The sequence below is a fragment of the Sphingobium limneticum genome (assembly GCF_008710155.1).
GTDB lineage: Bacteria > Pseudomonadota > Alphaproteobacteria > Sphingomonadales > Sphingomonadaceae > Sphingobium > Sphingobium limneticum.
This window is the reverse complement of sequence record NZ_VYPZ01000005.1, coordinates 49,113-75,387: the sequence shown is the minus strand read 5'-3', so window position 1 is coordinate 75,387 and position 26,275 is coordinate 49,113. Positions and strand designations below refer to the sequence as shown.

Here is a 26,275-nt window from a genome sequence, read left to right as displayed (position 1 = left end):
ATAGGATTTTGCCCTTATCGGAGCCGTGACTTCCGTGCAAATATTGCGTGACTTGCCCGCCCTTCGTGCCGCCGTCGAAACGCTGAAAAGCGACGGCAAGCCTGTCGTTCTGGTGCCCACAATGGGTGCCTTGCATGACGGGCATATGGCGTTGGTCGAGGAAGCCCGGCGCCATGGGCGGCATGTGGTCGTGTCGATCTTCGTCAATCCCCGCCAGTTCGGCCCGAACGAGGATCTGGACGCCTATCCGCGGCGAGAGGCCAAGGACGCACAGATGTTGCAAGCGGCGGGCGTCGACATTCTCTGGGCGCCAAGCGTCGATGTCATGTACCCGGCCGGCTATGCCACCAATATCCGCGTGTCGGGGATCAGCGACGGCCTTGATGGCGCGGCACGGCCGGGCCATTTCGATGGCGTGGCGACGGTAGTGACCAAGCTGTTCAACCAGGTGCAGCCCGACGTCGCGATTTTCGGCGAGAAGGATTATCAGCAGCTGGCGGTGATCCGCCGCTTCGTCGCGGACCTTGATTTGGCCATAGAGATTGTCGGCCTGCCGACCCAGCGGGCCGAAGATGGCCTCGCCCTCTCCTCCCGCAACGCCTATCTCAGCGAAGAAGACCGCAAGGCGGCGCTGGCCCTGCCCCGCGCGCTGGGCGAAGCGAAGCGGCAGATGGAGAAGGGCGAACCGGTCGAAGGCGCGCTGGCCAAGGCGATCGCGACGCTGGCGGCCCATGGCTTCGACCCGATCGACTATGTCACCCTGTGCGATGCCGCGACACTGGAGCCGATGTCGGTGCTGGACCGCCCGGCCCGGCTGCTCGGCGCGGCGAAGCTGGGCAAGACGCGGCTGATTGACAATATCGCGGTCGATTGCGCTTAACTTCGCACTTTTCCCGCGAATTCGGACATTTTATTACGCTGCGCTGATACTATTCGTGCGTCTGTCGCAGGCGGTAATCCTACGGAAAATGCCCGATGTAGGACAGGCAATAGGATCAGAAGGGCTTCACGATCACCGCGATGACGATGACCGCGGCGGCCACGCCCGGAATCTCGTTCATCATGCGCAACTGCTTGTCGCTGAGCGGGCGTTCGCCGCGCGCCAGCTTCTTCGTATAGCCTGCGATCCAGCCATGATAGCCCGACAGGCCCAGCACGAAGAGCAGTTTCAGGTGGAACCAGCCAAAGCTCCAGGCGCCGATCTCCACCATCAGCATCAGGCCGAACAGCCAGACCAGAAGCAGCGACGGGTTGAGGATGATCTTGAGCAATCGCCCTTCCCGCTCGATCCAGCGCTTGTCCTCCGGCGATCCAGGCACGGTTTCCTGATGATAGACGAAGAAGCGCGGCATCATGAACAGCCCCGCCATCAGGAAGATGACGAAGATGACATGGGCGGCCTTCACCCAGAGATAGGCGGCACCAAGATAGGCCATTAGTCGCGGACTCCTTCCCTACGCACATAGCTAATGAGCGCTTCGACATGTGCAATGGGCGTGTCGGGCAAAATGCCATGGCCAAGATTCATGATATGGGGCCGATCGGCGAAAGCAGCCCGTATCCTATCGACCGCCTCCTCGACCGCCTGGCCGCCGGCGATCAGGGCCAGCGGATCGAGATTGCCCTGCACCGGCAGCCCCTTGGGCAGCGCTTCATTGGCCCAATAGGGGTCGATGGTTTCGTCGACGCCCACGGCATCCACGCCGGTCTGCGCCGCATAATCGGCCAGTTTCGCGCCGGCGCCCTTGGGGAAGCCGATCACCGGAATATCGGGATGGAGCGCCTTTATCTGCGCGACGATCCGCTTGTTGGGTTCGATCACCCAGCGCTCGAATTGCAGCGGGGACAGGCTGCCGGCCCAGCTGTCGAACAGTTGGACCGCTTCCACGCCGGCGTTGATCTGGCCGCACAGATAGATGACGGTCGCATCGACGATCGCGTCGATCAGTGCGGCGAAGCGATCGGGCTGCTGATAGGCCATGCGGCGGGCCAGCCCATGATCCTTGCTGCCTTGCCCTGCCACCATATAGGTCGCGACGGTCCAGGGACTGCCTGCAAAGCCCAGAAAGGTGACGCTGGGGTCCAGGGCAGCCTTCACCTGCCGTACCGTCTCGTAGACCGCGTCGAAGCGGCTGTAATCGGCTGTCAGCGCGGACAGGTCCGTCTCGGCGAGGATCGGGGCCAGGCGCGGGCCTTCCCCGGCCTCGAACCAGAGATCCTGTCCCATCGCATAGGGCACGATCAAAATGTCTGAAAAGAGGATCGCGCCGTCAAAGCCGAAGCGACGGAGCGGCTGGAGCGTGACTTCGGCCGCGGCGGCGCTGTCATAGACCAGTTCCAGGAAGCCGCCCTTGTCCGCCCGCAGCGCCCGATATTCAGGCAAATAGCGGCCGGCCTGGCGCATCAGCCACATGGGCGGCACGGCGGGACGGTCGCCTTTCAGAACGCCAAGGAGCGGCTTGTCCGTCAGGCTCACCGGGGCGTCTTCGCGCATCACATTCTCTCTTATTATTTAGATTCAAGGGATGATGGAGATAGTAGGTCGGTTGGCAGCGGGGTTTATGCGCTGTGCCCGCTTTTGCCAACATGTTGACTCAGGAGAGTCACGGAAAGCGTGCCGAGTCAGAGTCAGTATCCCCGTTACCCACAGGCTGTGGATGGAATCAGGGGCCTGTTGGGGGCTTGTGGATAAGATTCCGGTCAGTGGGGACGGGAAAAGGGTCGAAACTTATCCACAATTTCATCCCTTGCTTTATCCACAGCCCTCCAACAGAGATGTCCTCATGGCGCGTATTCACCTGCATCTTCTGTCTGACTCCACCGGCGAAACGCTGGAGAATATCGCCAAGGCGGCGATCGGTCTGTTCGAAAATGTCGAGGCGATCCGCCATTTCTGGCCGATGGTGCGATCCGAAGTGCATCTGGACCGGATCATGGAAGAGATCAGCGCCAATCCGGGGCTGGTGCTGTTCACGCTCACCAATCACATGCTGCGCCGCCGGCTGGAGACGCGCTGCCGCGCGCTGGGCCTGCCCCATGTCGCCGCGCTCGACAGTGTGGCCGACGCCCTGTCCAACATATTGGGGCAGGAAACCCGCACCCGGCCGGGGCGCAAACATATTCTCGATGAAGCCTATTTCGCCCGGATCGAGGCGATCCAGTTCACCATCGCCCATGATGACGGCGTGGGGCATGAAAATTGGGAAGAGGCGGACATATTGCTGGCCGGCGTGTCGCGCGCGTCCAAGACGCCGACCTCCATCTACCTCGCCAATCGCGGGTACAAGACCGCCAATATCCCGCTGGTGCCGGAATCGCCGCCGCCGCGCAGCCTCTACAGCCTGAAACATCCGATAGTCGTTGGCCTGACCGTCAGTCCGGAGCGGTTGATCCAGATCCGCCGCAACCGGCTGCTGTCCCTCAATCAGGCGCCCGAAACCGCCTATGTCGACAATGAGAAGGTGCAGGAGGAACTGGCCTTCGCCCGGCGCATGTTCGCCGACAATGGCTGGCCGGTGATCGACATGACTCGCCGGTCGATCGAGGAAGCGGCCGCCGCCATCATTAACCTGTTCAACGACCGCGAACTGGCGGAAGGGCATGAGATATGATCGTACTGGCGTCGCAAAGCGCGAGCCGCAGGGCGTTGCTGAGCGCCGCGCAAGTGCCGTTCGAGGCGCTGTCGCCGGGTGTGGACGAGGAAGCGGCCAAGGATGCGCTGCGTGCCGACGGGCTGGATGCGCGCGCGCTGGCCGATGCGCTGGCGGAATTGAAGGCATTGAAAGTCTCGCGCCGTGTGCCGGGCGCGCTGGTGCTGGGATGCGACCAGACTCTGAGTCTGGCGGGGAGCATCGCCGATGGCGAGGATCGGGGCGAGATGATCGACAAGGCGGTCGATCGGGCGGATGCGGAGCGGATATTGCGCCTGCTGTCGGGCCGGGTCCATCATCTGCACAGCGCGGCGGTGATCGTCCTCAATGGCGAGCCGATCTGGCGCCATGTCGAGCGGGTGCGGATGACGGTGCGGCCTTTGTCCGACAGCTTCATCCAATCCTATTTGGACGCGGACTGGGACGAGCTGCGCTGGTGCGTGGGCTGCTACCGGATCGAAGGTCCGGGCGTGCAGATTTTCAGCAAGGTCGAAGGCAGCCAGTTCGCGATTCAGGGCCTGCCTTTGTTGCCGCTGCTTGACTTTCTGCGCGTGCGCGGCGTTTTGGCGGCATGAGCGACGCCCTCCCTTATGCCGAAGTCATCGGCGATCCGATCGAACACAGCAAATCCCCGCTGATTCACAATTTCTGGCTGAACGCGCTGGATATCGAGGCGGAATATAGGAAGACCCATGTGACGCCGGAGGGGATGGCGGCCTATTTCCTGATGCGGCGGTCCGATCCCGACTGGCTGGGCTGCAACGTCACCATTCCGCACAAGATAGCGGTGCTGGACTTTGTCGACGATCCGGGCGGCGTGCGCGAACGGATCGGCGCGGTCAACACCATCGCCAGCGAGACGGGCGGGCCGTTGATCGGCACCAATACCGATGCGGGTGGCTTCCTTCAGCCGTTGCTGCGCGACAAGTGGAAGGGGCAAAGCGCCGTCATCATCGGTACCGGCGGCGCAGCGCGGGCGATCCTGTTCGCGCTGACCAGCCTGGGCGTGCCGGACATCACGATCATGGCGCGCGATGCGGCCAGGGGTCAGGCGTTGCTGGACCATGGCGGCACCAAAGGGCGCGTGATCGGCATGGGCGATGCGCTGCCGGCGGCCGACCTGCTGGTCAATTCGACGTCGCTCGGCATGGTGGGCCAGCCGCTGCTGGATCTGGACCTGACGCCGTTGCCGGAAAGCGCGACCGTCTATGATATCGTCTACGCGCCGCTGGAGACGGGCCTGCTCAAGGCCGCACGGGCGCGGGGCCTCAAGACTCTCGATGGGCTGGAAATGCTGATCGGGCAGGCGGCATTGGCCTTCGACATTTTCTTCGATGCGCAGGCGCCGCGCGAACTGGACGCGGAATTGCGCGCGCTGTTGGTTGCCGCCGAGGAATGAAGGTCTACGGCCTCACCGGGTCGATCGGCATGGGCAAGTCGGCGGTGGCGGCGATGCTGCGGCGAGAGGGCGTGCCGCTGTTCGACGCGGATGCTGAGGTCCACCACTTGCAGGGGCCGGGCGGCGCCTTGCTGCCGGCGATCGAGGCGCGCTTCCCCGGCACGACCGGGCCGAAGGGCGTCGATCGGGCGAAGCTGGGCGCGGCTGTGTTCGGCCATCCCCAGGAGCGCAAGGCGCTGGAGGCGATCGTCCATCCGGCGGTGCAGGCGGCACGCGCGCGCTTTTTGCGCCGCCACCGGTCGCGAAAGTTCGTGGTGCTCGATATTCCCCTGCTGTTCGAAACCGGTGCGCAGAAGCGGCTGGACGGGGTGATCGTCGTCTCCGCGCCGGCCTGGAAGCAACGGCGGCGAGTCCTGGCGCGGCCCGGCATGAGCGCGGTGAAATTCCGCCAGATCGTTCATCTGCAAACTCCCGATGCGCAAAAACGGCGCCGGGCGGACTATATCATTCATACGGGAACGACATTCACCGATACCCGTGCACAGGTGCGCCGACTGGTCGCTTGCCTTGGCACGAAGACAGGTGGATAAGGGTTGGCCCACAGAGTCGATTGAAGAGGGCGATGCGCGAGATTATTTTCGATACCGAAACGACAGGATTTGATCCGGCATCCGGCGACAGGCTGGTCGAGATCGGCTGTATCGAACTCATCAATCGCGTGCCCAGCGGCCTGACCTTCCACGCTTATTATCATCCTGAGCGCGACATGCCGGCCGCCGCCTATAATGTGCATGGCCTGTCGGCCGATTTTCTGGCCAAATATCCCGTCTTTGCCAAGGGCGCGGCGGAATTGCTGGAATTTCTGGGGGACAGCCCGCTGGTCGCGCATAATGCGCGGTTCGACTTCGGATTCCTCAATCACGAATTGAAATTGTGCGGCCTGCCCGACGTATCGATGGATCGCATGATCGATACCGTCGCGATCGCGCGCACGCTGCATCCGGGCGCCAAGCATAGCCTGGACGCGCTTTGCACCCGGTACGGCATCGACCGCAGCCATCGTGTCAAACATGGCGCGCTGCTCGACGCGGAATTGCTGGCGCAACTCTATATCGAATTGACCGGTGGCCGTCAGATCGGCCTGGGTCTGGCACAGGAGGAAGCGAAACAGATCGTCGGGGCGGAACTGACGGCGTCAGCCATGGTTCGCCCTGTTCGTCCCGCGCGGGTCTTCACGGCCAGCGCGGCGGAGCTGGAGCGGCATGCAGCGTTCGTCGCGACGCTGAAAGAGCCACTCTGGCACCAGGAGGCATAGACCGTACTGGCCTATGCCCTCCATGCCCACCGGATCGCCTTTCCAGCATCCGGCAAAAATAAGGAGAAGGCATATGGATATTCGTGTTTCCGGACATCAGGTCGAAACGGGCGAGGCGCTCAAGGAGCATGTCGCCGAACGACTGGAGGCGATGGCCGAGAAATATTTTTCCCGCACGCTTTCCGCCCAGGTGACCTTTCGCAAGGCGCCGCACGGAGCCTTCCACTGCGACATCGTGTGCCATGTGATGACCGGCCTGATCCTGAAGGGTGCCGGAGAGGCGCAGGAGGCGCATCCCGCCTTCGACCAGGCGGCGGCCAAGATCGAGCGTCAGCTCAAGCGCTATATGCGCCGGCTGAAGGATCGCCACAGCCAGGCGGTCGCCGCCGAAGCGCAGCGGGCCAGCAGCTACAGCCTCGATGATATCGATGGCGCGGGCTACACCATCTTCGCCGGCCAGGGCGAGGAAGAGGAGGAAGCCGCCGATGCGCCGCTGATCGTGGCGGAAACGCGGGTCGATATTCCCGAAGCCAGCGTGTCGGACGCGGTGATGATGCTGGACCTGCGCAACACCAATGCGCTGTTGTTCCTCAATGCCGGCACGGCCGCCTATAATATGGTCTATCGCCGTCATGACGGGACCATTGGTTGGGTCGAACCGCGCGGTTGACGCCGGCCGGGGCGACGGGGCCCGGCCCTGTCGCTTATGGTCTGGCGTAGCGGCTGGGTCGCGCCGCTCCGCCTTTCCGGCCCTCGCCCGGCCCCGGCCGCCTGTTGACCTGATGGTGCAGGCAGCTTATGGGGCCGGGCTTTCATAGTCCGAGGAAAAGCGCGAAAATTTCGCCCGCGCGGCTCGGCCGTTTCGGATTGACCATGGTTAACTTCAACGACATCGTTTCCGCCGATGCGCTCGCCACGAGCCTATCGGCGAACGGCAAGAAGGCGCTCTTCCAGAAGATCGCCACCCTTGCCGCCTGCGCCTACGACCTGGATGCGGACGAGGTGGGCGACGCCCTGTTCGAACGCGAGCGGCTGGGGTCGACCGGTTTCGGCGGCGGTGTCGCCATTCCCCATGCCAAGATTGCGGGTCTGGACAAGATGTGCGGCGTGGTCGTGCTGCTCGACCCGGCCGTGCCGTTCGACGCGGTGGACGATGCCCCGGTCGATGTCGTGTTCGCCTTGCTGTCGCCGGTCGACAGCGGCGCCGAGCATCTCAAGACGCTGGCGCGCGTGTCGCGTTACCTGCGCGACGAGGGCCAGGTGGCCCGCCTGCGCGGGGCGCAGTCGACCGAGGCGCTGCATGCGCTGCTGGCGGGCGGCGGAGCGCGTGACGCTGCCTGATTGTGGGCCTGACGCAGGGCCACATGCGCCCGGTGGCGAGGCGGCGCATTTCCGCGCGCTGGAAAATCTCTATCGCTCCGCGCCGATCAACCGGTTGTTCCGATCCGAATTGACGATCAGCGAACCGGGCCGGTCGGTGATCGATTTCGACGTCGATGAAAGCCAGTTCCATGCCGCCGGCGCGGTGCATGGCACCGTCTATTTCAAGATGCTGGACGATGCGGCCTTCTACGCCGCCAACAGCCTGGTCAGCGATCGCTTCCTGCTGACCACCGCCTTCAACCTGCTTTTCACCCGGCCGATCGGTCCGGGCCGAATCCGCGCCGAAGGTCGCTGGATCAGCGGCAAGCGCCGAGTCTATGTCGCCGAAGCGAGTCTGATCGACGCGGATGGCGAGGAGGTCGGACGTGGCACCGGCACCTTCATGCGATCGCAATTCCCTCTCTCCTCGCTGCCGGGCTATGGGGCCGGCCATGAGCGCTGACGCCCGGCTCACCAGCGCCATGCTGGTGGGGGCGCTCCGGCGCCGGGTCGGGGCTGCCGGGGGCTTTGCGACCATCATGGCCAAGGGCGACGAGATCAGCGGCGTGATTCTGGTTCAGACGCTTGAAAAGGGGCAGTTTTCGGGTCTTTTCGAGCGGGTTTCGAACTTTGAAGGGGGTCATGCGTTGATGCGCTGTGGTCCGACCCTGGAAGAGGGGGCGGAGGCACTGGACGCCTATCTGGCGCGGCGGCGCAGGTCGGACCCCGACCTGTGGGTCGTTGAACTCGACATCCCGGAAGCGGAACGGTTTGCCGTGGAAACACTCTGCTGATCGTTGACACATCGTCATGGTTTCGGCACAGGCCCCCGACGCCAACGCGCAGGTTGCCGAGTTCGCCCAACGGGGGGCGGGGCCGGTAAACACGCAGACGGGGGGCGGCCGAACGTCAAAGAATATGGTTAAAACGACGTTTCCGGCCAAGAACCGCATGATTTTGAGCCGTAATGAGTTTTCGTCTGAAAGCTGCCCTGATGGTAGCCTTTGCCCTGTCCGCCGCCGCTGCGGTCACGGCTTCCGATATGTCGATCGCCGGTGAGTCGGTCGCTTCGGTTACTTCTCTTCCGCAGGCTTTCCCTGCTACAGTTTCGACCGGCACGCAGTCTGCCGTCGTTTTTTCCACGCCGCGCGAAGTGTCGCAGCCGCTGGATTCGGCCAAGAAGGCCACTACCGAATTTTCCACTGACACCGATGCGCAGGCCACCAGCCTCGCTGCTCTGGTCGACGCCCAAGGCGCACCTGAGGAGCTGGACGGCGACATGAAGTGCCTGGCCGGTGCAGTCTATTTCGAATCCAAGGGCGAAAGCCTGGAAGGCCAGCTGGCCGTTGCGCGCGTGATCATCAACCGCGCCAAGTCCGGCCGGTTCGCCGACAGCCTGTGCGGCGTCGTGTATCAGCCCAGCCAGTTCAGCTTCGTGCGCGGTGGCGGCATTCCGCCCGTTCGCACCGAAAGCCGCAGCTGGCGCGAAGCCGTCGCCATCGCCCAGATCGCGGCGAACGATAGCTGGGACAGCCGCGCGGAGGGCGCGCTCTTCTTCCACGCTCGCCGCGTTTCGCCGGGTTGGGGCAAGGCCCGTCTGGCGTCGATCGACAATCATATCTTCTATCGTTGAGGATCAGGCGCGCAGGACGCGCCTGATTCATGTTGGCGAAACTTTCAGGCCGGTTCGGTTCATCCGAATCGGCCTTTTCATTTGTTCCCTACTTGTTCTAAGATAGCCCCATGAGTAGCGCCCCGATCGACGCCTGTTCCCCCCTGACCGATGGCACAGCGCTGGCGGTGGCGCGTGGCACGCTTCGCCTCTTCTTCCGCCATGACATGAGCGGTATCCTGGAAGTGCCGCTGCCCAACGGGCGCCGGGCGGACATCATGGCGATCGATGGCGCCGGGCGGCTGACCATCGTGGAAATCAAGTGCAGCAAGGCCGATTTGCTGGGCGACATGAAGTGGCCCGACTATTTCGACTATTGCGATCGCTATTATTGGGCGGTGCCGGCGGGATTCGACCTGACCCTGTTCGAAAGCGAGGCTCTGTGGCCGACACGGACCGGCCTGATCGTCGCCGACCAATATGATGCCGAACTGGTGCGTCCTGCCCCGGTCGAGCCGCTGGCGGCCGCGCGGCGCAAGGCGGAGACGCTGCGCTTCGCCCGGCGCGCCGCACGGCGGTTGACGGCGCTGAGCGACCCGGACCATGCTGCGGAGATCGGCTGGTAGGGCCAGCGATACATAGTAGGGAGCGGGATGCGATCCCATCTGGAATTTCGATCCGGGGCGTTACGCGATCCGCCCGCTACGGCATTGCGCGGCGAATTGCTGGCGCGACAGCTGATGATCGGTCTGCCCGCGCAGGGCTATCGCATCAAGAATGTCGTGGCCGAGGATTGGGGATGGTGCGTGGCGTTGGACAATCCCGACTTCGCGCTATGGATTGGTTGCGGCGCACTGGCGGATCATGACGACGGGCATCTCTGCTTCATCCACCCGTCCAGGCCGCGCCTGTGGACCTGGATGGGCCGGGTCGATGCGCGTGAAACGGTCGATCGGCTGGCGAGCGCGCTGGAAAGCTGCATCAGACGCAGCGGCGTCGCCTATCATCTGCGCTGGTGGAGCGAGGAAGAGGTGAAGGCCGGGCGGCGCTGACGTCAGGCGCCGCCTTTGTTTTTAGAATACCGGACCCTGCACCGTGCCGGCGGGCTTGGCCGTCGTCTTGGCGGCGTCCAGCGCTTCGATCAAACCGGGGGTGCGGCCGTCGCGCTGCGCATAGTCGCGGGCGGACATGCCGGCGATGGTGTCGCGCTTGTCGGGATTGGCACCCTGCGCCACCAGCACACGGACCAGGCCGATGTCGCGTAGCTGTACCGCGCGGATCAGCGGGGTTTCGCCGCTGCCATTCACCTTGTCGACCTGCGCCTTGTAGGCGAGCAGGCTGCGCACGCCTTCCTCGAACCGGCCCTGCACCGCGTCCATCAGCGGCGTGTTGCCGTCATTGTCGGTCAGGTTGGGATTGGCGCCCTTCGACAGGAGGAAGGTCAGCCAGGTGGCGTCGCGCCGGGCGACGATGAAGTGGAGCGCATTTTCGCCGGTGGACACGTCGCGGCTGTTGATGACGGTAGATCCGGGCTTCTGAATGAGGTCGGTGACCTTCTGCCCATCCTTGTCCTTCACCGCCTTCAGGAAATTATAATTGTCCGAAAACTGGGCCTGCGCCGGAGCGGGCGTCAGCAGCGCCATGGAGATCAACCCCAGGAAAGCGGAAAGGAACTTGCTCTTCATTATACGCCCCGTTGCATTGCAAATCACGTCCTAGCAGGGCATGGCTGGCCATGCCATGAACAAAGACGCCGCAATCGCCGCCCTGCCTTACCTGGCACTTCCCTTCCTTGCCCTGCTGGCTGCCTGTAATATGGGGGCCGGTGGCAATGCATCAAGCGGGGATAGCGAACAGGGCGAATTGACCGGCGCGCGCATAGGTGCGCCCTTCACCCTGACCAACCAGGATGGCAAGCCGACCAAATGGGACGATTTCAAGGGTCAGTATCGGCTGGTCTATTTCGGCTATACCTATTGCCCGGACGTCTGCCCGGTCGACCTGCAACGGATCATGCAGGCCTTTGCGAAGTTCGAAAAGGCAAAGCCGGCACTGGCGGCCAAGGTGCAGCCGATGCTGATCAGCGTCGATCCGCAGCGCGATACACCGGCCGTGCTGAAAACCTACGTCGCCGCCTTCCACCCGCGCCTGATCGGCCTCACCGGCACGAAGGAGCAGATCGCCAAGGTCGCCAAGGATTTCGTGGTGATCTACAATCCGGAGACGGCCGGCGGCGCGACGACCGACTATCTGGTCAGCCATAGTCGCACGCCCTATCTGTTCGATGGGGATGGCAAGCCGGTGGCGCTGGTGCCGGTGGATGATCCCGCGACGGGACAAGTGGACGAAGGCGCGCCCGACAAGATACTCGCCTTCCTGGACAAATGGATCAAGTGACGCACTTCTGGGAAAAACCCCTCGACAAGCTCGACAAGGCCGAATGGGAAGCGCTGTGCGACGGCTGCGGCAAATGCTGCCTGCACAAGGCGCAGGATGAGGATACGGGGCGCATCTATCCCACCAATATCGCCTGTCGCCTGCTCGATCGGCACAGCGGGCAATGCAGCAATTACAAGGACCGGCGCAAATTCGTGCCCGATTGCGTGCGGTTGACCCCGGCCAAGGTGCGGCAGATCGCCTGGTTGCCGCGCACCTGTGCCTATCGCCTGCGTGGCGAAGGCCTGCCCCTGCCCGACTGGCATTATCTGGTCTGCGGCGATCGGGAGGCGGTGCATCGCGCCGGCCAGTCGGTACGCGGCTGGACGATTGGCGAGGCCGATGCCGGCGATTGGGAAAATCATCTTGTCGACCGCGAAGTCTGATCCTGACGCCGCGATCCTGATCGATGGGGTGCCCATGCCGGTGCTGGTGCGCCGGTCGGCACGGGCACGGGCGTACAGGCTGACGATCGACAGCGCGCGGGGGGCACTGCGCCTGTCGTTGCCGGCGCGGGCCAACCTGAAGAAGGCGCTCGGCTGGGCGCAGGATCATGAAGGCTGGGTGCGCGCGCAGATGGCCAAGCAGCCGGCGATCACGCTGCTGGAGCATGGCGCGACCTTTCCGTTGGAGGGGCGCGAGGTGACGGTCCAGTGGATGGAGGGCGCGACACGGACGATTAGGCTGGAGACTGGCAGGCTGGAGGGCGATCGGTTGCTGCTGGGCGGTGCGGCGGAATCGGTAGGCGCGCGTGTGCAGCGCTGGCTGGTGGCGCGGGCGCGCGCGGTGCTGGAGACGGAGAGTCACGCCATGGCGCAGGACCATGGGCTGATCGTCGCGTCGGTGGGCGTGGGCGATACGCGCAGCCGCTGGGGCAGTTGCGCGTCTTCGGGCGCGATCCGCTATAGCTGGCGGCTGATCCTGGCCCCGCCGGAGGTGCGACGGGCGACGGTGGCGCATGAACTGGCCCATCTGCTGCATATGGATCACAGCCCCGCCTTCCACGCCGCACATAAGCGCATCTATGGTGCCGATCCCCGGCCGGCGCGCGAATGGCTGCGCGCGCATGGGGCGGGGCTGCACCGCTACCGGGCCTGACTCGCATGGCGCGGGCGAAGAGGCGCTATCTGACCGCCACTATGCCGGACGGCTATGTGAAGCGGATCGGGCCGACGGCGGACCCGCTGACCCATTATTGGCGAATCGTGGCGCAACTGGACAATGGCAAGACCGAGGTTTTCTGGGGCCATACGCGGTCGCTGGCGGAGGCCAAAAAGCTCAAGGGGCCAGCCGGGGACGGCGCGAAGATGCGCGGCTGGAAAAGCTATGTCTTCGAGATAGCGGAGCTGGTCGAAGAGCCGGTTTGAGCCTCTTTCCGTTCGTCCTGAGTAGCCACTGAGCGAAGTCGAAATGGTGTATCGAAGGAGGGGGTGGGGATGCTTCGATACAGGACTTCGACTTCGCTCAGCCCTTACTCAGCACGAACGGGATTAAAAATCAGGCCCGATGCGGCCATGCGCCCGATGCATCGCCGGGGCAGTCATGGTCGGCGCCCTGCCGGTAGGGCAGGCCGCAGTCCTTGCAGGTGGCGTAATCGCCGACTTTCAGGCCATGGCCCACCGCCACCCGCTCGTCGAAGACATAGCAGTCACCCTGCCAGCGGCTATCGGCTTCCGGCATTTCCTCCAGATAGCGCAATATGCCGCCCTTGAGGTGATAGACATCGTCGAAGCCGCGCGCCTTCACCAGTGCGGTCGATTTTTCGCATCTGATGCCGCCGGTGCAGAACATCGCGATCTTGGGCGTGCGACCCTGCGCCTTGAGGTCGGCGGCGAAAGCATCGAACCAGTCGGGAAATTCGCGGAAGGAACGGGTTTCCGGGTCGATCGCGCGCTCGAACGTGCCGACCGCGACTTCATAGGCGTTGCGCGTGTCGATGACGACCGTGTCGGGATCGGCGATCAGGGCGTTCCAGTCGGCCGGGTCCAGATGGGTGCCAGCCTGGTTGACGGGGTCGAGATCGCCCACGCCCAGCGTCACGATTTCAGCCTTCACCTTCACCTTCATCCGGGCGAAGGGGGCGTCGTGCGCATGGGAATATTTGACGTCCATGTCGGCACAGCCCGGCAAGGTGCGCAGATACGCGATGAGCGCCGCGATCGTATCTGCGCTGCCCGCGACCGTGCCGTTGATCCCCTCCCCCGCCAATATCAGCGTGCCGCATGTATCCAGATCCGCGCACCGCACGCGCAGGTCGGCTGCGATCGACGCTGGATCGGCGAAGCGGGTGAAGCAATAGAGGGCGGCGACGGTGTAGGTGGACGGTTCAGCGGACATGGGCTGCCTATAGGGCTTTGCGCCGCCTCTTGAAAGCCGGGGCGGACAGGCGCATAGGCAGGCGATGGTTCCCCTTTCGTTCGCAGGACAGGCCTTCATGGCCCTGCCCGAGGCCGCGCTGTACTGGCCGGCGCAGCGGGCTTTGCTGGTTGCCGACCTGCATTTCGAAAAAGCGAGCTGGTATGCGCGCTTCGGCCAGTTCCTGCCCCCGCATGACAGCCAGGCGACACTGGACGTGATCGAAACGCTGGTGGAACGCACCGGCGCGCAGGCGGTATGGTCGCTGGGTGACAGCTTCCATGATGCCGACGGCGCGGCGCGGCTGGATTCGCTGGCACGCGAAAGATTATTTTCCCTTACGGAAAGGCTGGACTGGATCTGGATTACCGGCAATCATGACGTCGCTGTTCGGGATATGCCGGGGGGACGCCGGGTTCGGCAAGCGCAGGTCGAGGGGATATGGTTGCGGCATGAGGCGGAGGCGGACGATCCGCACCCCGAAATTTCCGGCCATTTCCATCCCAAGCTGCGTCTGTCGCTGCGTGGCAGAAATGTGTCGCGACGCTGTTTCGTTGGATCGGCCACCAAGCTGATCCTGCCTGCGCTGGGGGCGCTGACGGGAGGTCTGGATGCGGGCCATGGAGAGATTCGGCGGGCGGTCGGGCCGGGTGCGGCTGCGTTGGTGCCGGTCGCGGATCGATTGCTGCGCTTTCCCTTATCGTAAACTTCCCCTACGGAAATCGGCCTGGCTATTGTTGCTATCTGGCAACATCAAGCACATCACCTGTTCCGCAGATGCAGAAAAAGCGCAGAAAAGCGCGCGACTCTTGCCATGTCCCTGCTGTGGCAGCATAATCACCCCAACCCCGACGCGGCGAAAAGTCGTGCGGGCCAGGAGAGGATCGACATCATGACACATAAGAGTCCCTTGCTAACGACCGTAGGTGCGTTGGCGCTGTGCATGTTTGCCCCTGCCGCTCTGGCGCAGGACGCGGCCGCGCCGCAACCGGTTGTGGACGATAGCGGCACCAATATCATCGTGACGGCCACGCGCCGGGCCAGCCCCCTGTCGGATGTGCCGATCGCGGTGTCGGCCGTCGGCGCGCAGGCGATGCAGAATAGCGGCGCGAGTGATATTCGTACGCTCAACCAGCTGGCGCCGTCGCTGCTCGTCTCTTCCACCGGCTCCGAAGCCAATGCGTCGGCCCGTATTCGCGGCATCGGCACGGTCGGCGACAATCCGGGCCTCGAAAGCTCGGTCGCGGTCTTCATCGATGGCGTCTATCGTTCGCGCACCGGCGCGGGCCTCAACGAACTGGGCGAGATCGAACGGGTGGAGGTGCTGCGCGGACCGCAGGGCACGCTGTTCGGCCGCAATGCGTCGGCGGGCCTCATCAACATCATCAGCAAGGCGCCCGAACAGACATTCCATGCCAAGGGTGAGGTCACTTACGGCAATTATGATTATTGGCGCCTGTCGGGCCGCGTCACCGGGCCGATTGCCGACGGCATCGCGCTGTCGCTGGACGGGGTGTGGAGCAAGCGGGACGGCTTCTACAAGCTGGTCGACGGCGCCGGCAACACGGTCGGCGACACCAACGACCGCGACCGCTATTTCCTGCGCGGTCAGGCGCTGATCGAGCCGAACGACGCGCTCTCCATCCGTCTGATCGGCGATTATACCAATCGTGACGAAAGCTGCTGCGGCGCGGCCTATATCGAGGCGCGCGAGCGGCGGCCGGCGGCCGGCGGCGGCTATACCGACGCGCCCTTCAACCGCATCGCTGCGATTTTGGCGGGTCAGGGCAGCGTGATCCCGGCCGATCCCTATGATCGGGAACTGCATGTGACGCCGGGCCGAGACTATGTCAGCAAGCTCAAGGATTGGGGCGTGTCGGGCGAGATCAACTATGATTTCGGCGGCGCGAAGCTGACCAGCATCACCGCCTATCGCGATTATAAATCGCAGGATTATGGCGATTATGACTATAATCGCGCCGACCTTCTCTACCGCGATCCCAACACCTATCGCCAGTTCAAGACCTTCACGCAGGAATTGCGGTTGCAGGGGTCGGCCTTCAACGACAAGCTCGACTGGCTGGTCGGCGGCTATTACGCCAACGAAAAGCTGACATTGCAGGACAATATCCGCTTCGGTGCCGATTATGGTCGCTTTGCGGCCTGTCGCCTGATGGCGGGCGCGGGCGCGACGAGCAACTTCACGGCACAACAGCTGGCGGCCTGCGGTAGCGGCCTTGCTACCCAACCGCTGATCACCGGGACGCAGGCGAACCTCAATGCCGGGCTGACCGCCGCGCTGATCGCGCGTGGCGTGCCGGCGCCGATCGCCGCGGCGCAGGCCGGGGCGATCTCGACGGGCCTGGGCAACGGCCTGCGCGCGCTGGCGGCGATTCCTTCGGGCACGGGCGACGTCGCATCGCTCTATCGGCAGAAGAGTGAGAATTGGGCGCTCTTCACCCATAATATCGTCCACATCACCAATCGGCTCGATCTGACGTTGGGCCTGCGCTACACCCATGAAAGCAAGCGCTTCTCCGCCGATTTCAACAATAACAACGCGACCTGCGCGGCGTTGCAGGCGTCGGGCCTGCCCGGCATCGCCACCAATGCCGCGCTGGGCAGCGCATCGACGCTGGCCGGCGGCATCCTGACACTGGGCTGCCTGGGCAACGGATCGACCAGCCTCAACGCGCTCGACCTCAACGACAAGATCAGCGACGGCGAATTTTCCGGCACGGCGGTATTGTCGTGGAAGCCGATCGACGACTTGCTGCTCTATGGCAGCTATTCGAAGGGCTATAAGGCGGGCGGCTATAATCTGGATCGGTTCCAGCTGGGATCGACCGGCCTTAATGCCGTCCCTGCCGTCTTCTCGCCGCGCACCAATGCGGACGTGGCCAGCCTGCGCTTCGCCGCGGAAAAGGTCGACAGCTTCGAAATCGGCCTGAAATATGTGCAGCCCAAATGGAGCGTGAACGTCGCTGCCTTCCGGCAGGAGTTCAAGAATTTCCAGCTGAACACCTTCAACGGCACCAGCTTCGTCGTGCAGAACATCAATGGTTGCGACAGCGCTTTGAGCGCAGCGCGGACCTGCGATAGCGGCGATGTCGGGCCGGGCCTGATCAGCCAGGGTATCGAACTGGAAGCCAGCGTCAGCCCGGCGCGCAATTTCCGCGTGTCCGGCGGCGCGACCTACGCCCGCGCCAAATTCGCCAACCGGCTGGTCGGCAGCGGCAACGGCAGCGTACCGCTCGACCCGGCGCTGTTCCTGTTGCCCGGATCGATCAACAGCAATGCGCCCCAGATGGTGACGACCGCCAGCATGGCCTGGACGCCGGATATCGGCGCATCGGGCCTGTCGGCGCTCTTCTATGTCGATGGACGCATGACCAGTGACTTCAACACCGGGTCGGACCTGTTCCCCGAAAAGCGGCAGGACGGTTTTGCGGTGGTCAATGCCCGCATCGGCATTCGCGGGCCGGAACAGCGCTGGGCCGTGGAATTCTGGGGCCAGAATATCTTCAACCAGAATTACAGCCAGGTCGCCTTCTCCAGCCCGCTTCAGTCGAGCAGCCCGGCGACGTCGACCACCGGCCAGTTCGCGGCCGGCGCGCCGATGGCGAACCAGCTGATCTCCGCCTATCTGGCCGAACCGCGCACCTACGGCATCACTTTGCGCGGGAGTTTCTAAGCATCCCTCTCCCGCTCGCCGGAACGGGGCGAGCGGGAGAGGGCCTTTGTCCGAACAGGGCGGTGCCGACGCGAATATCGGTCGCGCCCAGCATGATGGCGGTTTCATAATCGCCCGACATGCCCATCGACAGGCGCGGTAGGCCCTCCTCCCGCGCTATTTTTGCGAGCAGGGCGAAGAAGGGCGCGGCCTCGATATCGGCGGGCGGGACGCACATCAGGCCCAGGATCGGGATGTCGGCGTCACGCGCAGCGGCGATCAGCGCGGACGTATCGGCGACAGGCGCGCCGCCCTTCTGCTCCTCCGCCCCGATATTGACCTGAATGAAGCAGGGCACGCGCTTGCCCGCCGCGTCCATCGCCTTGGCCAGCGCGTTCAGCAGCGAGGGGCGGTCCAGGCCATGGATGACGTCGAACAGGGCGACGGCGTCGGCCGCCTTGTTGGATTGCAGCTGGCCGACCAGATGCAGTTCCACGCCGGAAAATTCCTCGCGCAGCGCGGGCCATTTGTCCTGCGCCTCCTGCACCCGGTTTTCGCCGAAGACGCGCTGCCCGGCATGGAGCAGCGGACGGATGGCATCGGCATCATGGGTCTTGGACACGGCGATCAGGTTGATCGCGTCGCCGCTGCGGTCGGTCAGGCGCGCGGCGCGGTCGATACTGTCACGCAGGGTGGCGAGGCGTTCGGCGGCGTCGATGAGGCTGTCTGTGGTCATGCGGGCTGCTATAGGCGAGGGCCATGTCGAACCGCCACCGCAAAAAACGGCCCTGCCCCCTGCCCGCGCTCTGGCTGATGACCGACGAGCGGGTCGATGTAGCGTCGCTGCTGGCGGCGGCGGGACGCTTGCCCAGGGGACGGGCTGGCATCGTGTTTCGCCATTATCGTACGGCACCGGCGGCGCGCCGGGCCTTGTTCGACGCTTTGCGGGCGATCGCGCGGCGGCGGCGGCTGGTGCTGTTGCTGGCAGGCGACGCGCGGCTGGCGGCGGCGTGGCGGGCCGATGGGGTGCATGGCGATGCAGGTCGGGTCAGTCGCGCCCTGATCCGCAGCCTTGCCGTGCACGATCGTCAGCAGGCGGTGGCGGCACGGGGCGCCGATCTCTGCTTCGTCTCCCCCCTCTTTCCGACCCGATCGCATGTCGGTGCAGGGCCATTGGGCTGCGTGCGATTTGCGGCGTTAGCGCGCCAGGTCAGTGCGCCCGTCATGGCGTTGGGCGGCGTGAAGGCTGAACATCGACACATGCTGGCCGGCATCGGCGCCGATGGCTGGGCGGCGATCGACGGACTGACCTGCTAAACTACCGAACGGAGGGAGGCGGTCAGTTCCAGTCCACCCGCGTCCATCCCCGCTCGGCCGCCATTTTCGCCAAGGGCTTGTGCGGGTTGGAGGCGAAGGGGATGTCAGCAAATTCCAGCATCGGGGCGTCCGACACATGGTCGGAATAGGCGCGGATATGCGCCTGGGTCCGGTCGATCGCTTCGGCCGCCATCCACGCCTTGATCATCCGCAGCTTGCCCGTGTCATAGCAATTTTCGCCCGCGATCTTGGCACGGACATAACGCAGATCCTGGCTCAGATGATCGGTGGCGATTACGGCGTCGAAGCCCAGCCGCCGCGCGATCGGTTCGACATAGAGGCGGTAGGAGGCGGTGGCCAACACCAGCCGATAGCCATCCGCCCGATCCTGCGCGATCTGCGCCACCGCACCGGCGCGCAGGTTGGTGGCGACGACTTTTTCGGCATAGCTTTCGATATGCGGCATCAATTTCGCCCGCTCGACATTCCAGCCGATCATCAGCGCCTGATTGAGTTCCTTGAGCCGTTGGCGGCTGATCAGTTTCAGCACATAGGCCAGCATCAACAGGATGACGCAGGGGAAAAGCACCAGCCGCCATGGCGCCATCCGCCGCGCTACATGGATCAGAAAGCCGGTATAGGTGCCGCTGAAAGTCACCGTGCGGTCCATGTCGTAGATGGCCAGCCTGTATGTCGTCATGCCGTTTCCGAAACTTTTCTGTCCGCGCTTCGTTCTGGCTTGCGGATGGGCCGTTTCGGCTTGCCGTGCAACCGATAATGGACCAGTAATCCCATCGCATGAACAAAGCCGCCGATCTAACCGAGGAAAATCGTGACGGCAGCAATGTGGTCCGGCTTTCGGGATCGCTTGCCATTGCCTGTCTGGGCGACCTGCCTGACCGGTTGGATGCCGTGCAGGGGCCGGTGTCCGCCATCGACCTGTCGCAGGTCGATCATATGGACACGATCGGCGCCTGGACCATCCATCGCGCCGCCAAGCGACTGAACTGCGAGATTAGCGGCGGCAGCGACGATGCCGGCCGCCTGATCCATGCGGTGGGCGAGCTGGACGAACCGGTGCCGATCCGGCCCGATCATGTCCATCCGCTGCGCCGCGTGGTCGGCCAGATTGGTGAGGCGGTCTGCGCATCCGGCGCGACGCTGATGGGTCTGCTCGGTTTCTTCGGCGCGACCCTGATCGCGACATGGGCGGTCATCCGTCACCCCCATCGTTTCCGGCTCAATGCCGTGGTGCAGCGGTTCGAAGTGGTCGGCGTATCCGCGCTGGGCATTATCGGCCTGATGAGTTTCCTGATCGGCATCGTCATCGCGCAGCAAGGCTCCGTGCAGCTGCGCCAGTTCGGCATGGAGATGTTGACGATCAATCTGGTCGGCCGCCTGACATTCCGCGAACTCGGCGTATTGATGACCGCGATCATGGTTGCGGGTCGGTCCGGCTCGGCCTTCGCCGCGCAATTAGGCACGATGAAGTTGACCGAAGAGGTCGACGCTATGCGCACCATCGGCGTGTCGCCGATGGAAGCGCTGGTGCTGCCACGCACGCTGGCGGTGGTCATCATGATGCCGTTGCTGGGCTTTTATGCATCGATCATGGCGGTCATCGGCGGCGGTTTCCTCTGCGCGATTGCGCTGGAAATCCCACCCATCACCTTCGTCCAGCGTTTGCGTGAGGTCGTGCCGATCACCGACCTGTGGGTCGGCCTGATCAAGGCGCCGGTGTTCGGCATCATCATCGCCCTGTCGGGCTGCTTCCAGGGGATGCAGGTCAAGGGCAATGCCGAAGAAGTCGGCTTGCGCACTACCGCGGCCGTGGTTCAGGCGATCTTCCTGGTGATCGTGATCGATGCCTTCTTCGCGGTCTTCTTTACCTGGGTAGGCTGGAACTGATGAGCGAAGAGGAAATCAGCCAGGCCGAGGAAGAGCGGATCGAAGCGGCGTTGCAGACGTCGGACATCGCCATTTCCGTGCGCGGCCTGCGCAACAGTTTCGGCGATCAGCTGATTCACGACGGTCTGGACCTGGACGTGCGCAAGGGCGAGATTTTGGGCGTGGTCGGTGGTTCGGGCACCGGCAAGTCGGTGCTGATGCGCACGATCATCGGACTTCAGACGCCGGATGCGGGCGACATCCATGTCTTCGGCGAATCGATGGTCGGCCGGTCGGATGACGAAGCGCTGGCGATCCGCAAGCGCTGGGGCGTGTTGTTTCAGGGCGGCGCCCTTTTTTCGACCCTGACGGTGGCCGAAAATGTCGAGGTGCCGATCCGCGAATATTATCCCAATATCGGCCAGCAACTGCGCGACGAGATTGCCGCCTACAAGATCCGCATGACCGGCCTGCCGACCGAGGCTGGCCCCAAATATCCGTCCGAACTGTCGGGCGGCATGAAGAAGCGCGCCGGTCTGGCCCGTGCCTTGGCACTGGACCCGGACCTGTTGTTCCTGGACGAGCCGACGGCCGGCCTGGACCCGATCGGCGCAGCGGCGTTCGATGAGATGACGCGCAAGCTGCAGCAGACGCTGGGCTTGACCGTCTTCCTCATCACCCATGATCTCGATACGCTCTATTCGATCTGCGATCGGGTGGCGGTGTTGGCGGACAGGAAGGTGACGGCGGTCGGTACGATCGACGAGTTGCTGGCGACCGATCATCCCTGGATACAGGAATATTTCAACGGTCCGCGCGGCCGCGCCGCCACGGCGGCGGTGTCGCGCGAAAAGGACCGGGAACAGACAAAGGCGGCGCAGGGGCCGTCGGACGGAAGGCGATAGGATATGGAAACCCGCTCCAACCATGTGCTGGTGGGCGCAGTCACGCTGTTGCTGCTGGCCGCGATCATGGCCGCCGCCTTCTGGTTCTCGCGTCTGTCGGATGGCGAGAACAAGGAATATGACATCTTCTTCAAACAGTCGGTCAACGGCCTGGCGAAGGGATCGAGCGTCAATTATTCCGGCGTTCCGTCCGGTAAGGTCGAGAAGATCGAGTTGTGGAAGCGCGACCCGAGCTTCGTGAAGGTCCGCATTTCGGTGAAGGACGGCACGCCCGTATTGCAGGGCACGACCGCGACCATCGCGGGCGTCGGCTTTACCGGGGTCAGCGAAGTCGTGCTGGACGGCGCGGTCAAGGGCGCGCCGCCGATCGCCTGCCCGGCCGACAATGTGCTGGCCGCCTGCCCCGATGGCGTGCCGGTGATCCCGACCAAGCCCGGTGCGCTGGGCGAATTGCTCAACAATGCGCCGCAGCTGCTGGAGCGCCTATCGACCCTGACCGAGCGCCTGACCGAATTGCTGAACGACAAGAATCAGCAGTCGATCGCCGGCATTCTGGCCAATGTCGAGAAGGTATCGGGCGCATTGGCCGATCGCAGCCCGGAGATCGCTGCTACGCTGGCCGAAGCGCGGATCGCCGTGCAGCGCACGGGCGTCGCCGTCGAGCAGATCGGCAAGCTGGCCGCCACCACCGACACGATGCTGAACGAGGAAGGCCGGCCGCTGATGGGTGACCTGCGCAAGAGCGTGCAGGCGGCCACCCGCAGCATCGAGACGCTGGACAAGACCATCGGTGAAGCGCAGCCGGGCGTGAAGCAGTTCAGCACCCAGACCATGCCGGAGGTCAACCAGCTGGTCCACGACCTGCGCGAAATGTCGCGCTCCTTCCGCGGCGTTGCGGAAAAGCTGGACCAGCAGGGCGCCGGATCGCTGGTCGGATCGCCGAAGCTGCCGGATTACAAGCCATGAAGCCGGCCCCCAAGATGAGAGAGATGCGGACCATGTTCCATGTGAAACACCAGAGCGCGCTGACGGCGCTTGCCGCTGGCCTGCTGCTGTCGGGCTGCGTTTCCATCGGCGCCAAGCCGCCGGCACAGCTGCTGACGCTGGACGCCGTGCAGAAGGTGCCGGCCGGGGCCGGACGGGTGGCGGGTGGCGGACGCACGCTGATCGTTGCCGATCCCGATGCGCCCAAGATGCTGGATACGGTGCGGGTACCGGTGCAGCTGGGGCCGACCAGCGTCGCCTATGTGACCAAGGTGCAGTGGGCCGATACGCCCCGTCACCTGTTCCGCCGTCTGCTGGCGGAAACCATCACAGCGACCACCGACCGAGTGGTTCTGGATGCCGGGCAATTTTCCGGCGATGGCGGCCAACGGCTGGGCGGCGAGCTGATCGCCTTCACCGTGGACGAGGCCAGCCATAGCGCGATCGTCACCTATGATGCGGTGTTGACCACCCCTGCCGGCGTGGCGCTGGCCCGTCAGCGCTTCACCGCCAGTGCGCCGGTGAGCGGCAAGATCGAATCCACGACCGTCGGTGCGCCGCTCAATGCGGCAGCGAACAAGGTGGCGGCGGACGTCGCCGCCTGGGCTGCAGCGGTCAAGGATTGATCAGAAGGCCGGTCGCTTTCGATGCAGCGACCGGCCTTTTTCCTTCATTCCAGACTCTTCCCCGCCTGCTCGGTCACGTCCTTGGACAGGCCCGGCTGGGCGAGGATGCGTTGCAACTCGGTGCGCATCAGGGCGGCGCGGCCTGCTTCGAAGCGTTTCCAGCGGCCAAGCGGCGGCACCAGCTTCGCGGCGGTTTGCGGGTTCAGCCGGTCGAGCGCGATGATGCAATCGGCGAGCAAGCGATAGCCTTTGCCCGATGCATGATGGAACGCCCATTGATTGCCGGCAAAGGCGCCATAGAGCGATCGCACCCGGTTGGGGTTGGCCAAGGTGAAATCCTTATGTTCGCTCAACTGCGCGACCAGTTCGACGGTGTCGGGATGCAGGGCGAAGGCCTGAGTCTGGAACCATTTGTCGAGCGTGAGCGCGTCGTCACGATAGCGATTGTAGAAGATATCGAGCGCCGCTTCCCGTTCCGCGCTGGTGCCGTTGGCCAGCGTGCCGAGCGCCGCCTGCCGCTCGGTCATATTGTCCGCCTTATCGAACTGGGCGAAGGCGATGGCGGGGCCGTCCGGCGCGCCGGAGGCCACCAGATAATGTAACGCGGCGTTCCGCAGCTTGCGCGCGCCCTTGGCGGAGGGTGACAGGGCAAAGGCATTGGCCTTCGTCTTCGCATGGATATCGCGCCATAGCGGTTCCAGCTCCGCGCCGATCTTCTGCTGAAGTGCGTCACGAGCCGCGTGAATCGCATCCGGATCGACGAGCCGCATCTGATCGCCCAGATAGGCTTCGCTGGGTAGCCGGATCGTTTCGGCGATGAAGGCGGGGTCGAGCGCGGTATCGGTGATGGTGTTGCGCACCGCGTCGATCACGGCCGCATCGTCCACCGCCTGCCCCGCAATCCGACCGACCAGCACATTGACCATCAACTGCTGCATCGCTTCATAACGGGCGAAGGGATCGTCGTCATGGGCCGATAGGAAGGCGAGATCGGCCTGGCTGCGGTTGGTTTCCACGATGACCGGCGCGGAAAAACCGCGATTGATCGACAGGACGGGCGCGCTGGGGAAGCCGATGAAGGTGAAGCTCTGCTTCGCCTGCGTCAGCAGCAGCAACTCGTCCCCGCGATGGGTGCCGGTCGCGCTATCGAACAGGGCCGTACGCAGCGGGATCGCCATCACCTGCTTGTCGTTCTGGCCGGGCGTCGGAGGGACGCTCTGCTCCAGCGTCAATTCCACGCTCTGGCTGACGGGATCGTGACTGATGAGCGCGCGGACATGGGGGGTGCCCGCTTGCTCGTACCAACGGCGGAACTGGGTCAGGTCGATCGCCCCACCCTCCTCCATCGCCAGCACGAAATCCTCGCAGGTCGCAGCCTCGCCATCATGGCGATCGAAATAGAGGTCGGTGCCGGCCCGGAACCGTTCCGGGCCCATCATCAGCGCCATCATGCGGATCAGCTCCGCGCCCTTGTTATAGATGGTCGACGTATAGAAATTGCTGATTTCCATATAGGATTCCGGGCGCACCGGATGCGCGAGCGGGCCTGAATCCTCCTGAAACTGGCCAGCGCGCAGGATGCGGACATCCTCGATCCGCTTGACTGCATGGCTCCCCATGTCGGCGGAGAAATTCTGATCGCGGAAGACGGTGAAGCCTTCCTTCAGGCTCAGCTGGAACCAGTCGCGGCAGGTGATGCGGTTGCCCGACCAATTGTGGAAATATTCATGCGCGACCACCCCTTCGACGCCGTCATAGTCGATGTCGGTCGCGGTTTCCGGGTCGGCCAATATGTAGCGCGAATTGAAGATGTTGAGGCCCTTATTCTCCATCGCACCGAAATTGAAATCGGCGACGGCAACGATGTTGAACACGTCCAGATCATATTCGCGGCCATAGATGCGCTCGTCCCAGGCCATGCTGTTCTTGAGCGCCTCCATCGCATGGGCGGTGCGCGGCACATCCGATTCCTTGACCCAGATGCCAAGCGCGACTTCGCGCCCGCTCATCGTCAGGAAGCGGTCGGCGTTGCAGGCGAGGTCGCCGGCGACCAGCGCGAAGAGGTAGCAGGGCTTGGGGAAGGGATCGTTCCAGCGCGCCCAGTGGCGCCCATCGGGCAAGTCGCCCTGCTCGATCGGATCACCATTGGCCAACAGGATGGGAAAGCGGGTCTTGTCCGCTTCCAAACGTACGCTGTAGCGTGACAGGACGTCCGGTCGATCGGGGAAGAAGGTGATGCGGCGGAAGCCTTCCGCCTCGCACTGGGTACAGAGCAGGCCACCGCTGGCATAAAGGCCCATCAGCTTGCTGTTGCCCTCCGGAGCCAGCTCTACCAGCGTCTCGACCTGATGCGCGGCACCGGGCAGCGCGATGATGAGCGCGCCGGCTTCCAGATGCCATTGCTCCTGCGTCAGCTCTCGCCCATCGACCCGCACGGCCAGCGGTACGATGCCATCGCCATCCAGTCGCAGAGGCCGATCATGATCGCCGTTACGCGTGACCGACAGTAATGTGCGAACGATCGTGCGTGCAGGATCGAGGTCGAAGTCGAGCGCGATGTCGGGGACCAGCCAGTCGGGCGGACGATAGTCCTGACGACGGATGACGGTGGGCGCCTGAGTGGGTGCCTGGGCGTTTGTGGAGAGCATGTCGGCCATGCCATCAAGCTAGGGAGCCAAGGGGCAAAAGACCAGTGGTAGTTATCGTCCCAAATTGGCGGGCATGGCGTGAATGAGCCACCGCCGGGTTGGCGCG

General features: G+C 64.0%; 31 protein-coding genes. 24 read left to right on the top strand and 7 right to left on the bottom strand.

What is annotated here, in order from left to right; translation table 11 throughout:
- Positions 1-34: 34 nt before the first annotated feature.
- Positions 35-880, top strand: a complete 846-nt coding sequence (gene panC, locus F4U94_RS08105) for a pantoate--beta-alanine ligase (RefSeq protein WP_120251339.1) — start codon at positions 35-37, stop codon at positions 878-880.
- Between the two features lie 115 nt (positions 881-995).
- On the opposite strand, the gene F4U94_RS08100 is transcribed toward panC, so the two are convergent.
- Both F4U94_RS08100 and hemE read right to left on the bottom strand, forming a co-directional pair.
- Positions 996-1,436 (bottom strand): CopD family protein, encoded by a 441-nt coding sequence (locus tag F4U94_RS08100; RefSeq protein ID WP_120251340.1) that lies wholly within the window; start codon positions 1,434-1,436, stop codon positions 996-998.
- A complete protein-coding gene (gene hemE, locus F4U94_RS08095; RefSeq protein ID WP_120251341.1) occupies positions 1,436-2,494 on the bottom strand; it encodes a uroporphyrinogen decarboxylase in 1,059 nt (352 codons plus the stop codon). The genes F4U94_RS08100 and hemE overlap by 1 nt, the downstream gene beginning before the upstream one ends.
- A gap of 289 nt (positions 2,495-2,783) precedes the next feature.
- Here hemE and F4U94_RS08090 point away from each other — a divergent pair, with 289 nt between their 5' ends.
- The 12 genes from F4U94_RS08090 to F4U94_RS08035 all read left to right on the top strand — a co-directional run bounded on the left by F4U94_RS08090 (position 2,784) and on the right by F4U94_RS08035 (position 10,390).
- Positions 2,784-3,611: a pyruvate, water dikinase regulatory protein gene (locus tag F4U94_RS08090; RefSeq protein WP_120251342.1), complete on the top strand. Its 828-nt coding sequence runs from the start codon at positions 2,784-2,786 to the stop codon at positions 3,609-3,611.
- Positions 3,608-4,225 carry a Maf family protein gene (locus F4U94_RS08085; RefSeq protein ID WP_120251343.1) on the top strand — a complete coding sequence of 206 codons (618 nt, stop codon included), beginning with the start codon at positions 3,608-3,610 and terminating at the stop codon, positions 4,223-4,225. The genes F4U94_RS08090 and F4U94_RS08085 overlap by 4 nt, the downstream gene beginning before the upstream one ends.
- Entirely contained in the window at positions 4,222-5,049 is an 828-nt protein-coding gene (gene aroE, locus F4U94_RS08080) for a shikimate dehydrogenase (RefSeq protein ID WP_120251344.1), read from the top strand. Before F4U94_RS08085 ends, aroE begins: the two co-directional genes overlap by 4 nt.
- Entirely contained in the window at positions 5,046-5,639 is a 594-nt protein-coding gene (gene coaE, locus F4U94_RS08075; protein WP_120251345.1) for a dephospho-CoA kinase, read from the top strand. Before aroE ends, coaE begins: the two co-directional genes overlap by 4 nt.
- Positions 5,640-5,671: 32 nt before the next feature.
- Positions 5,672-6,364 (top strand): DNA polymerase III subunit epsilon, encoded by a 693-nt coding sequence (gene dnaQ / locus F4U94_RS08070; protein ID WP_120251346.1) that lies wholly within the window; start codon positions 5,672-5,674, stop codon positions 6,362-6,364.
- Positions 6,365-6,437: 73 nt separating this feature from the next.
- Positions 6,438-7,034 carry a ribosome hibernation-promoting factor, HPF/YfiA family gene (hpf, locus tag F4U94_RS08065; protein ID WP_120251347.1) on the top strand — a complete coding sequence of 199 codons (597 nt, stop codon included), beginning with the start codon at positions 6,438-6,440 and terminating at the stop codon, positions 7,032-7,034.
- 203 nt (positions 7,035-7,237) lie between these two features.
- Positions 7,238-7,705, top strand: a complete 468-nt coding sequence (locus F4U94_RS08060) for a PTS sugar transporter subunit IIA (protein WP_120251348.1) — start codon at positions 7,238-7,240, stop codon at positions 7,703-7,705.
- Positions 7,665-8,189, top strand: coding sequence for a PaaI family thioesterase (locus F4U94_RS08055; protein WP_120252241.1), 525 nt, complete (start codon positions 7,665-7,667; stop codon positions 8,187-8,189). The genes F4U94_RS08060 and F4U94_RS08055 overlap by 41 nt, the downstream gene beginning before the upstream one ends.
- Positions 8,179-8,520, top strand: coding sequence for a DUF1491 family protein (locus F4U94_RS08050; protein WP_120252242.1), 342 nt, complete (start codon positions 8,179-8,181; stop codon positions 8,518-8,520). Before F4U94_RS08055 ends, F4U94_RS08050 begins: the two co-directional genes overlap by 11 nt.
- 173 nt (positions 8,521-8,693) lie before the next feature.
- Positions 8,694-9,359, top strand: coding sequence for a cell wall hydrolase (locus tag F4U94_RS08045; RefSeq protein ID WP_120251349.1), 666 nt, complete (start codon positions 8,694-8,696; stop codon positions 9,357-9,359).
- A 110-nt stretch (positions 9,360-9,469) separates the two neighbouring features.
- Positions 9,470-9,964 (top strand): MmcB family DNA repair protein, encoded by a 495-nt coding sequence (locus F4U94_RS08040; RefSeq protein ID WP_120251350.1) that lies wholly within the window; start codon positions 9,470-9,472, stop codon positions 9,962-9,964.
- 27 nt (positions 9,965-9,991) lie between these two features.
- On the top strand, positions 9,992-10,390 hold the full coding sequence (locus F4U94_RS08035) for a hypothetical protein (RefSeq protein WP_145986240.1): 399 nt from the start codon (positions 9,992-9,994) through the stop codon (positions 10,388-10,390).
- Positions 10,391-10,411: 21 nt separating this feature from the next.
- Here F4U94_RS08035 and F4U94_RS08030 read toward each other — a convergent pair whose 3' ends face one another.
- Positions 10,412-11,023: an ankyrin repeat domain-containing protein gene (locus F4U94_RS08030; protein WP_120251352.1), complete on the bottom strand. Its 612-nt coding sequence runs from the start codon at positions 11,021-11,023 to the stop codon at positions 10,412-10,414.
- A gap of 40 nt (positions 11,024-11,063) precedes the next feature.
- On the opposite strand from F4U94_RS08030, the gene F4U94_RS08025 reads away from it, so the two are divergent.
- From F4U94_RS08025 to F4U94_RS08010, 4 genes are read left to right on the top strand one after another with little or no spacing between them, the layout of a single operon-like run.
- Positions 11,064-11,735, top strand: coding sequence for an SCO family protein (locus F4U94_RS08025; RefSeq protein ID WP_172598794.1), 672 nt, complete (start codon positions 11,064-11,066; stop codon positions 11,733-11,735).
- Positions 11,723-12,160: a YcgN family cysteine cluster protein gene (locus F4U94_RS08020; RefSeq protein ID WP_120251353.1), complete on the top strand. Its 438-nt coding sequence runs from the start codon at positions 11,723-11,725 to the stop codon at positions 12,158-12,160. The genes F4U94_RS08025 and F4U94_RS08020 overlap by 13 nt, the downstream gene beginning before the upstream one ends.
- Entirely contained in the window at positions 12,117-12,872 is a 756-nt protein-coding gene (locus tag F4U94_RS08015) for a M48 family metallopeptidase (RefSeq protein WP_172598795.1), read from the top strand. Before F4U94_RS08020 ends, F4U94_RS08015 begins: the two co-directional genes overlap by 44 nt.
- 5 nt (positions 12,873-12,877) lie before the next feature.
- The gene (locus F4U94_RS08010) at positions 12,878-13,141 is read left to right on the top strand and encodes a hypothetical protein (RefSeq protein ID WP_120251355.1); all 264 of its coding nucleotides are present in this window, start codon (positions 12,878-12,880) and stop codon (positions 13,139-13,141) included.
- 130 nt (positions 13,142-13,271) lie between these two features.
- On the opposite strand, the gene trhO is transcribed toward F4U94_RS08010, so the two are convergent.
- Positions 13,272-14,111, bottom strand: coding sequence for an oxygen-dependent tRNA uridine(34) hydroxylase TrhO (gene trhO / locus F4U94_RS08005; protein WP_120251356.1), 840 nt, complete (start codon positions 14,109-14,111; stop codon positions 13,272-13,274).
- Positions 14,112-14,175: 64 nt separating this feature from the next.
- Between trhO and pdeM the strand changes: the two genes are divergently transcribed.
- Positions 14,176-14,835: a ligase-associated DNA damage response endonuclease PdeM gene (gene pdeM / locus F4U94_RS08000; RefSeq protein WP_120251357.1), complete on the top strand. Its 660-nt coding sequence runs from the start codon at positions 14,176-14,178 to the stop codon at positions 14,833-14,835.
- 186 nt (positions 14,836-15,021) lie between these two features.
- Complete coding sequence (locus F4U94_RS07995) at positions 15,022-17,823, top strand: TonB-dependent receptor (protein WP_120252244.1); 2,802 nt, start codon at positions 15,022-15,024, stop codon at positions 17,821-17,823.
- Here the strand turns inward: F4U94_RS07995 and F4U94_RS07990 are convergent.
- Positions 17,801-18,538 carry a YggS family pyridoxal phosphate-dependent enzyme gene (locus tag F4U94_RS07990; protein ID WP_120251358.1) on the bottom strand — a complete coding sequence of 246 codons (738 nt, stop codon included), beginning with the start codon at positions 18,536-18,538 and terminating at the stop codon, positions 17,801-17,803. The two genes, F4U94_RS07995 and F4U94_RS07990, sit on opposite strands and share 23 nt — an antisense overlap.
- Positions 18,539-18,561: 23 nt before the next feature.
- Here F4U94_RS07990 and F4U94_RS07985 point away from each other — a divergent pair, with 23 nt between their 5' ends.
- Positions 18,562-19,119 carry a thiamine phosphate synthase gene (locus F4U94_RS07985; protein ID WP_120251359.1) on the top strand — a complete coding sequence of 186 codons (558 nt, stop codon included), beginning with the start codon at positions 18,562-18,564 and terminating at the stop codon, positions 19,117-19,119.
- A gap of 22 nt (positions 19,120-19,141) precedes the next feature.
- On the opposite strand, the gene F4U94_RS07980 is transcribed toward F4U94_RS07985, so the two are convergent.
- Positions 19,142-19,819 carry an HAD family hydrolase gene (locus F4U94_RS07980; protein ID WP_269462512.1) on the bottom strand — a complete coding sequence of 226 codons (678 nt, stop codon included), beginning with the start codon at positions 19,817-19,819 and terminating at the stop codon, positions 19,142-19,144.
- Positions 19,820-19,917: 98 nt separating this feature from the next.
- Here F4U94_RS07980 and F4U94_RS07975 point away from each other — a divergent pair, with 98 nt between their 5' ends.
- From F4U94_RS07975 to F4U94_RS07960, 4 genes are read left to right on the top strand one after another with little or no spacing between them, the layout of a single operon-like run.
- Positions 19,918-21,027, top strand: a complete 1,110-nt coding sequence (locus tag F4U94_RS07975) for an ABC transporter permease (protein WP_120251360.1) — start codon at positions 19,918-19,920, stop codon at positions 21,025-21,027.
- Complete coding sequence (locus F4U94_RS07970; RefSeq protein ID WP_120251361.1) at positions 21,027-21,911, top strand: ABC transporter ATP-binding protein; 885 nt, start codon at positions 21,027-21,029, stop codon at positions 21,909-21,911. Before F4U94_RS07975 ends, F4U94_RS07970 begins: the two co-directional genes overlap by 1 nt.
- Before the next feature lie 3 nt (positions 21,912-21,914).
- Positions 21,915-22,877 carry an MlaD family protein gene (locus tag F4U94_RS07965; protein ID WP_120251362.1) on the top strand — a complete coding sequence of 321 codons (963 nt, stop codon included), beginning with the start codon at positions 21,915-21,917 and terminating at the stop codon, positions 22,875-22,877.
- Between the two features lie 32 nt (positions 22,878-22,909).
- Positions 22,910-23,521: an ABC-type transport auxiliary lipoprotein family protein gene (locus tag F4U94_RS07960; protein WP_120252246.1), complete on the top strand. Its 612-nt coding sequence runs from the start codon at positions 22,910-22,912 to the stop codon at positions 23,519-23,521.
- 44 nt (positions 23,522-23,565) lie between these two features.
- On the opposite strand, the gene pepN is transcribed toward F4U94_RS07960, so the two are convergent.
- Entirely contained in the window at positions 23,566-26,178 is a 2,613-nt protein-coding gene (gene pepN / locus F4U94_RS07955; protein ID WP_120251363.1) for an aminopeptidase N, read from the bottom strand.
- Positions 26,179-26,275 lie beyond the last annotated feature (97 nt).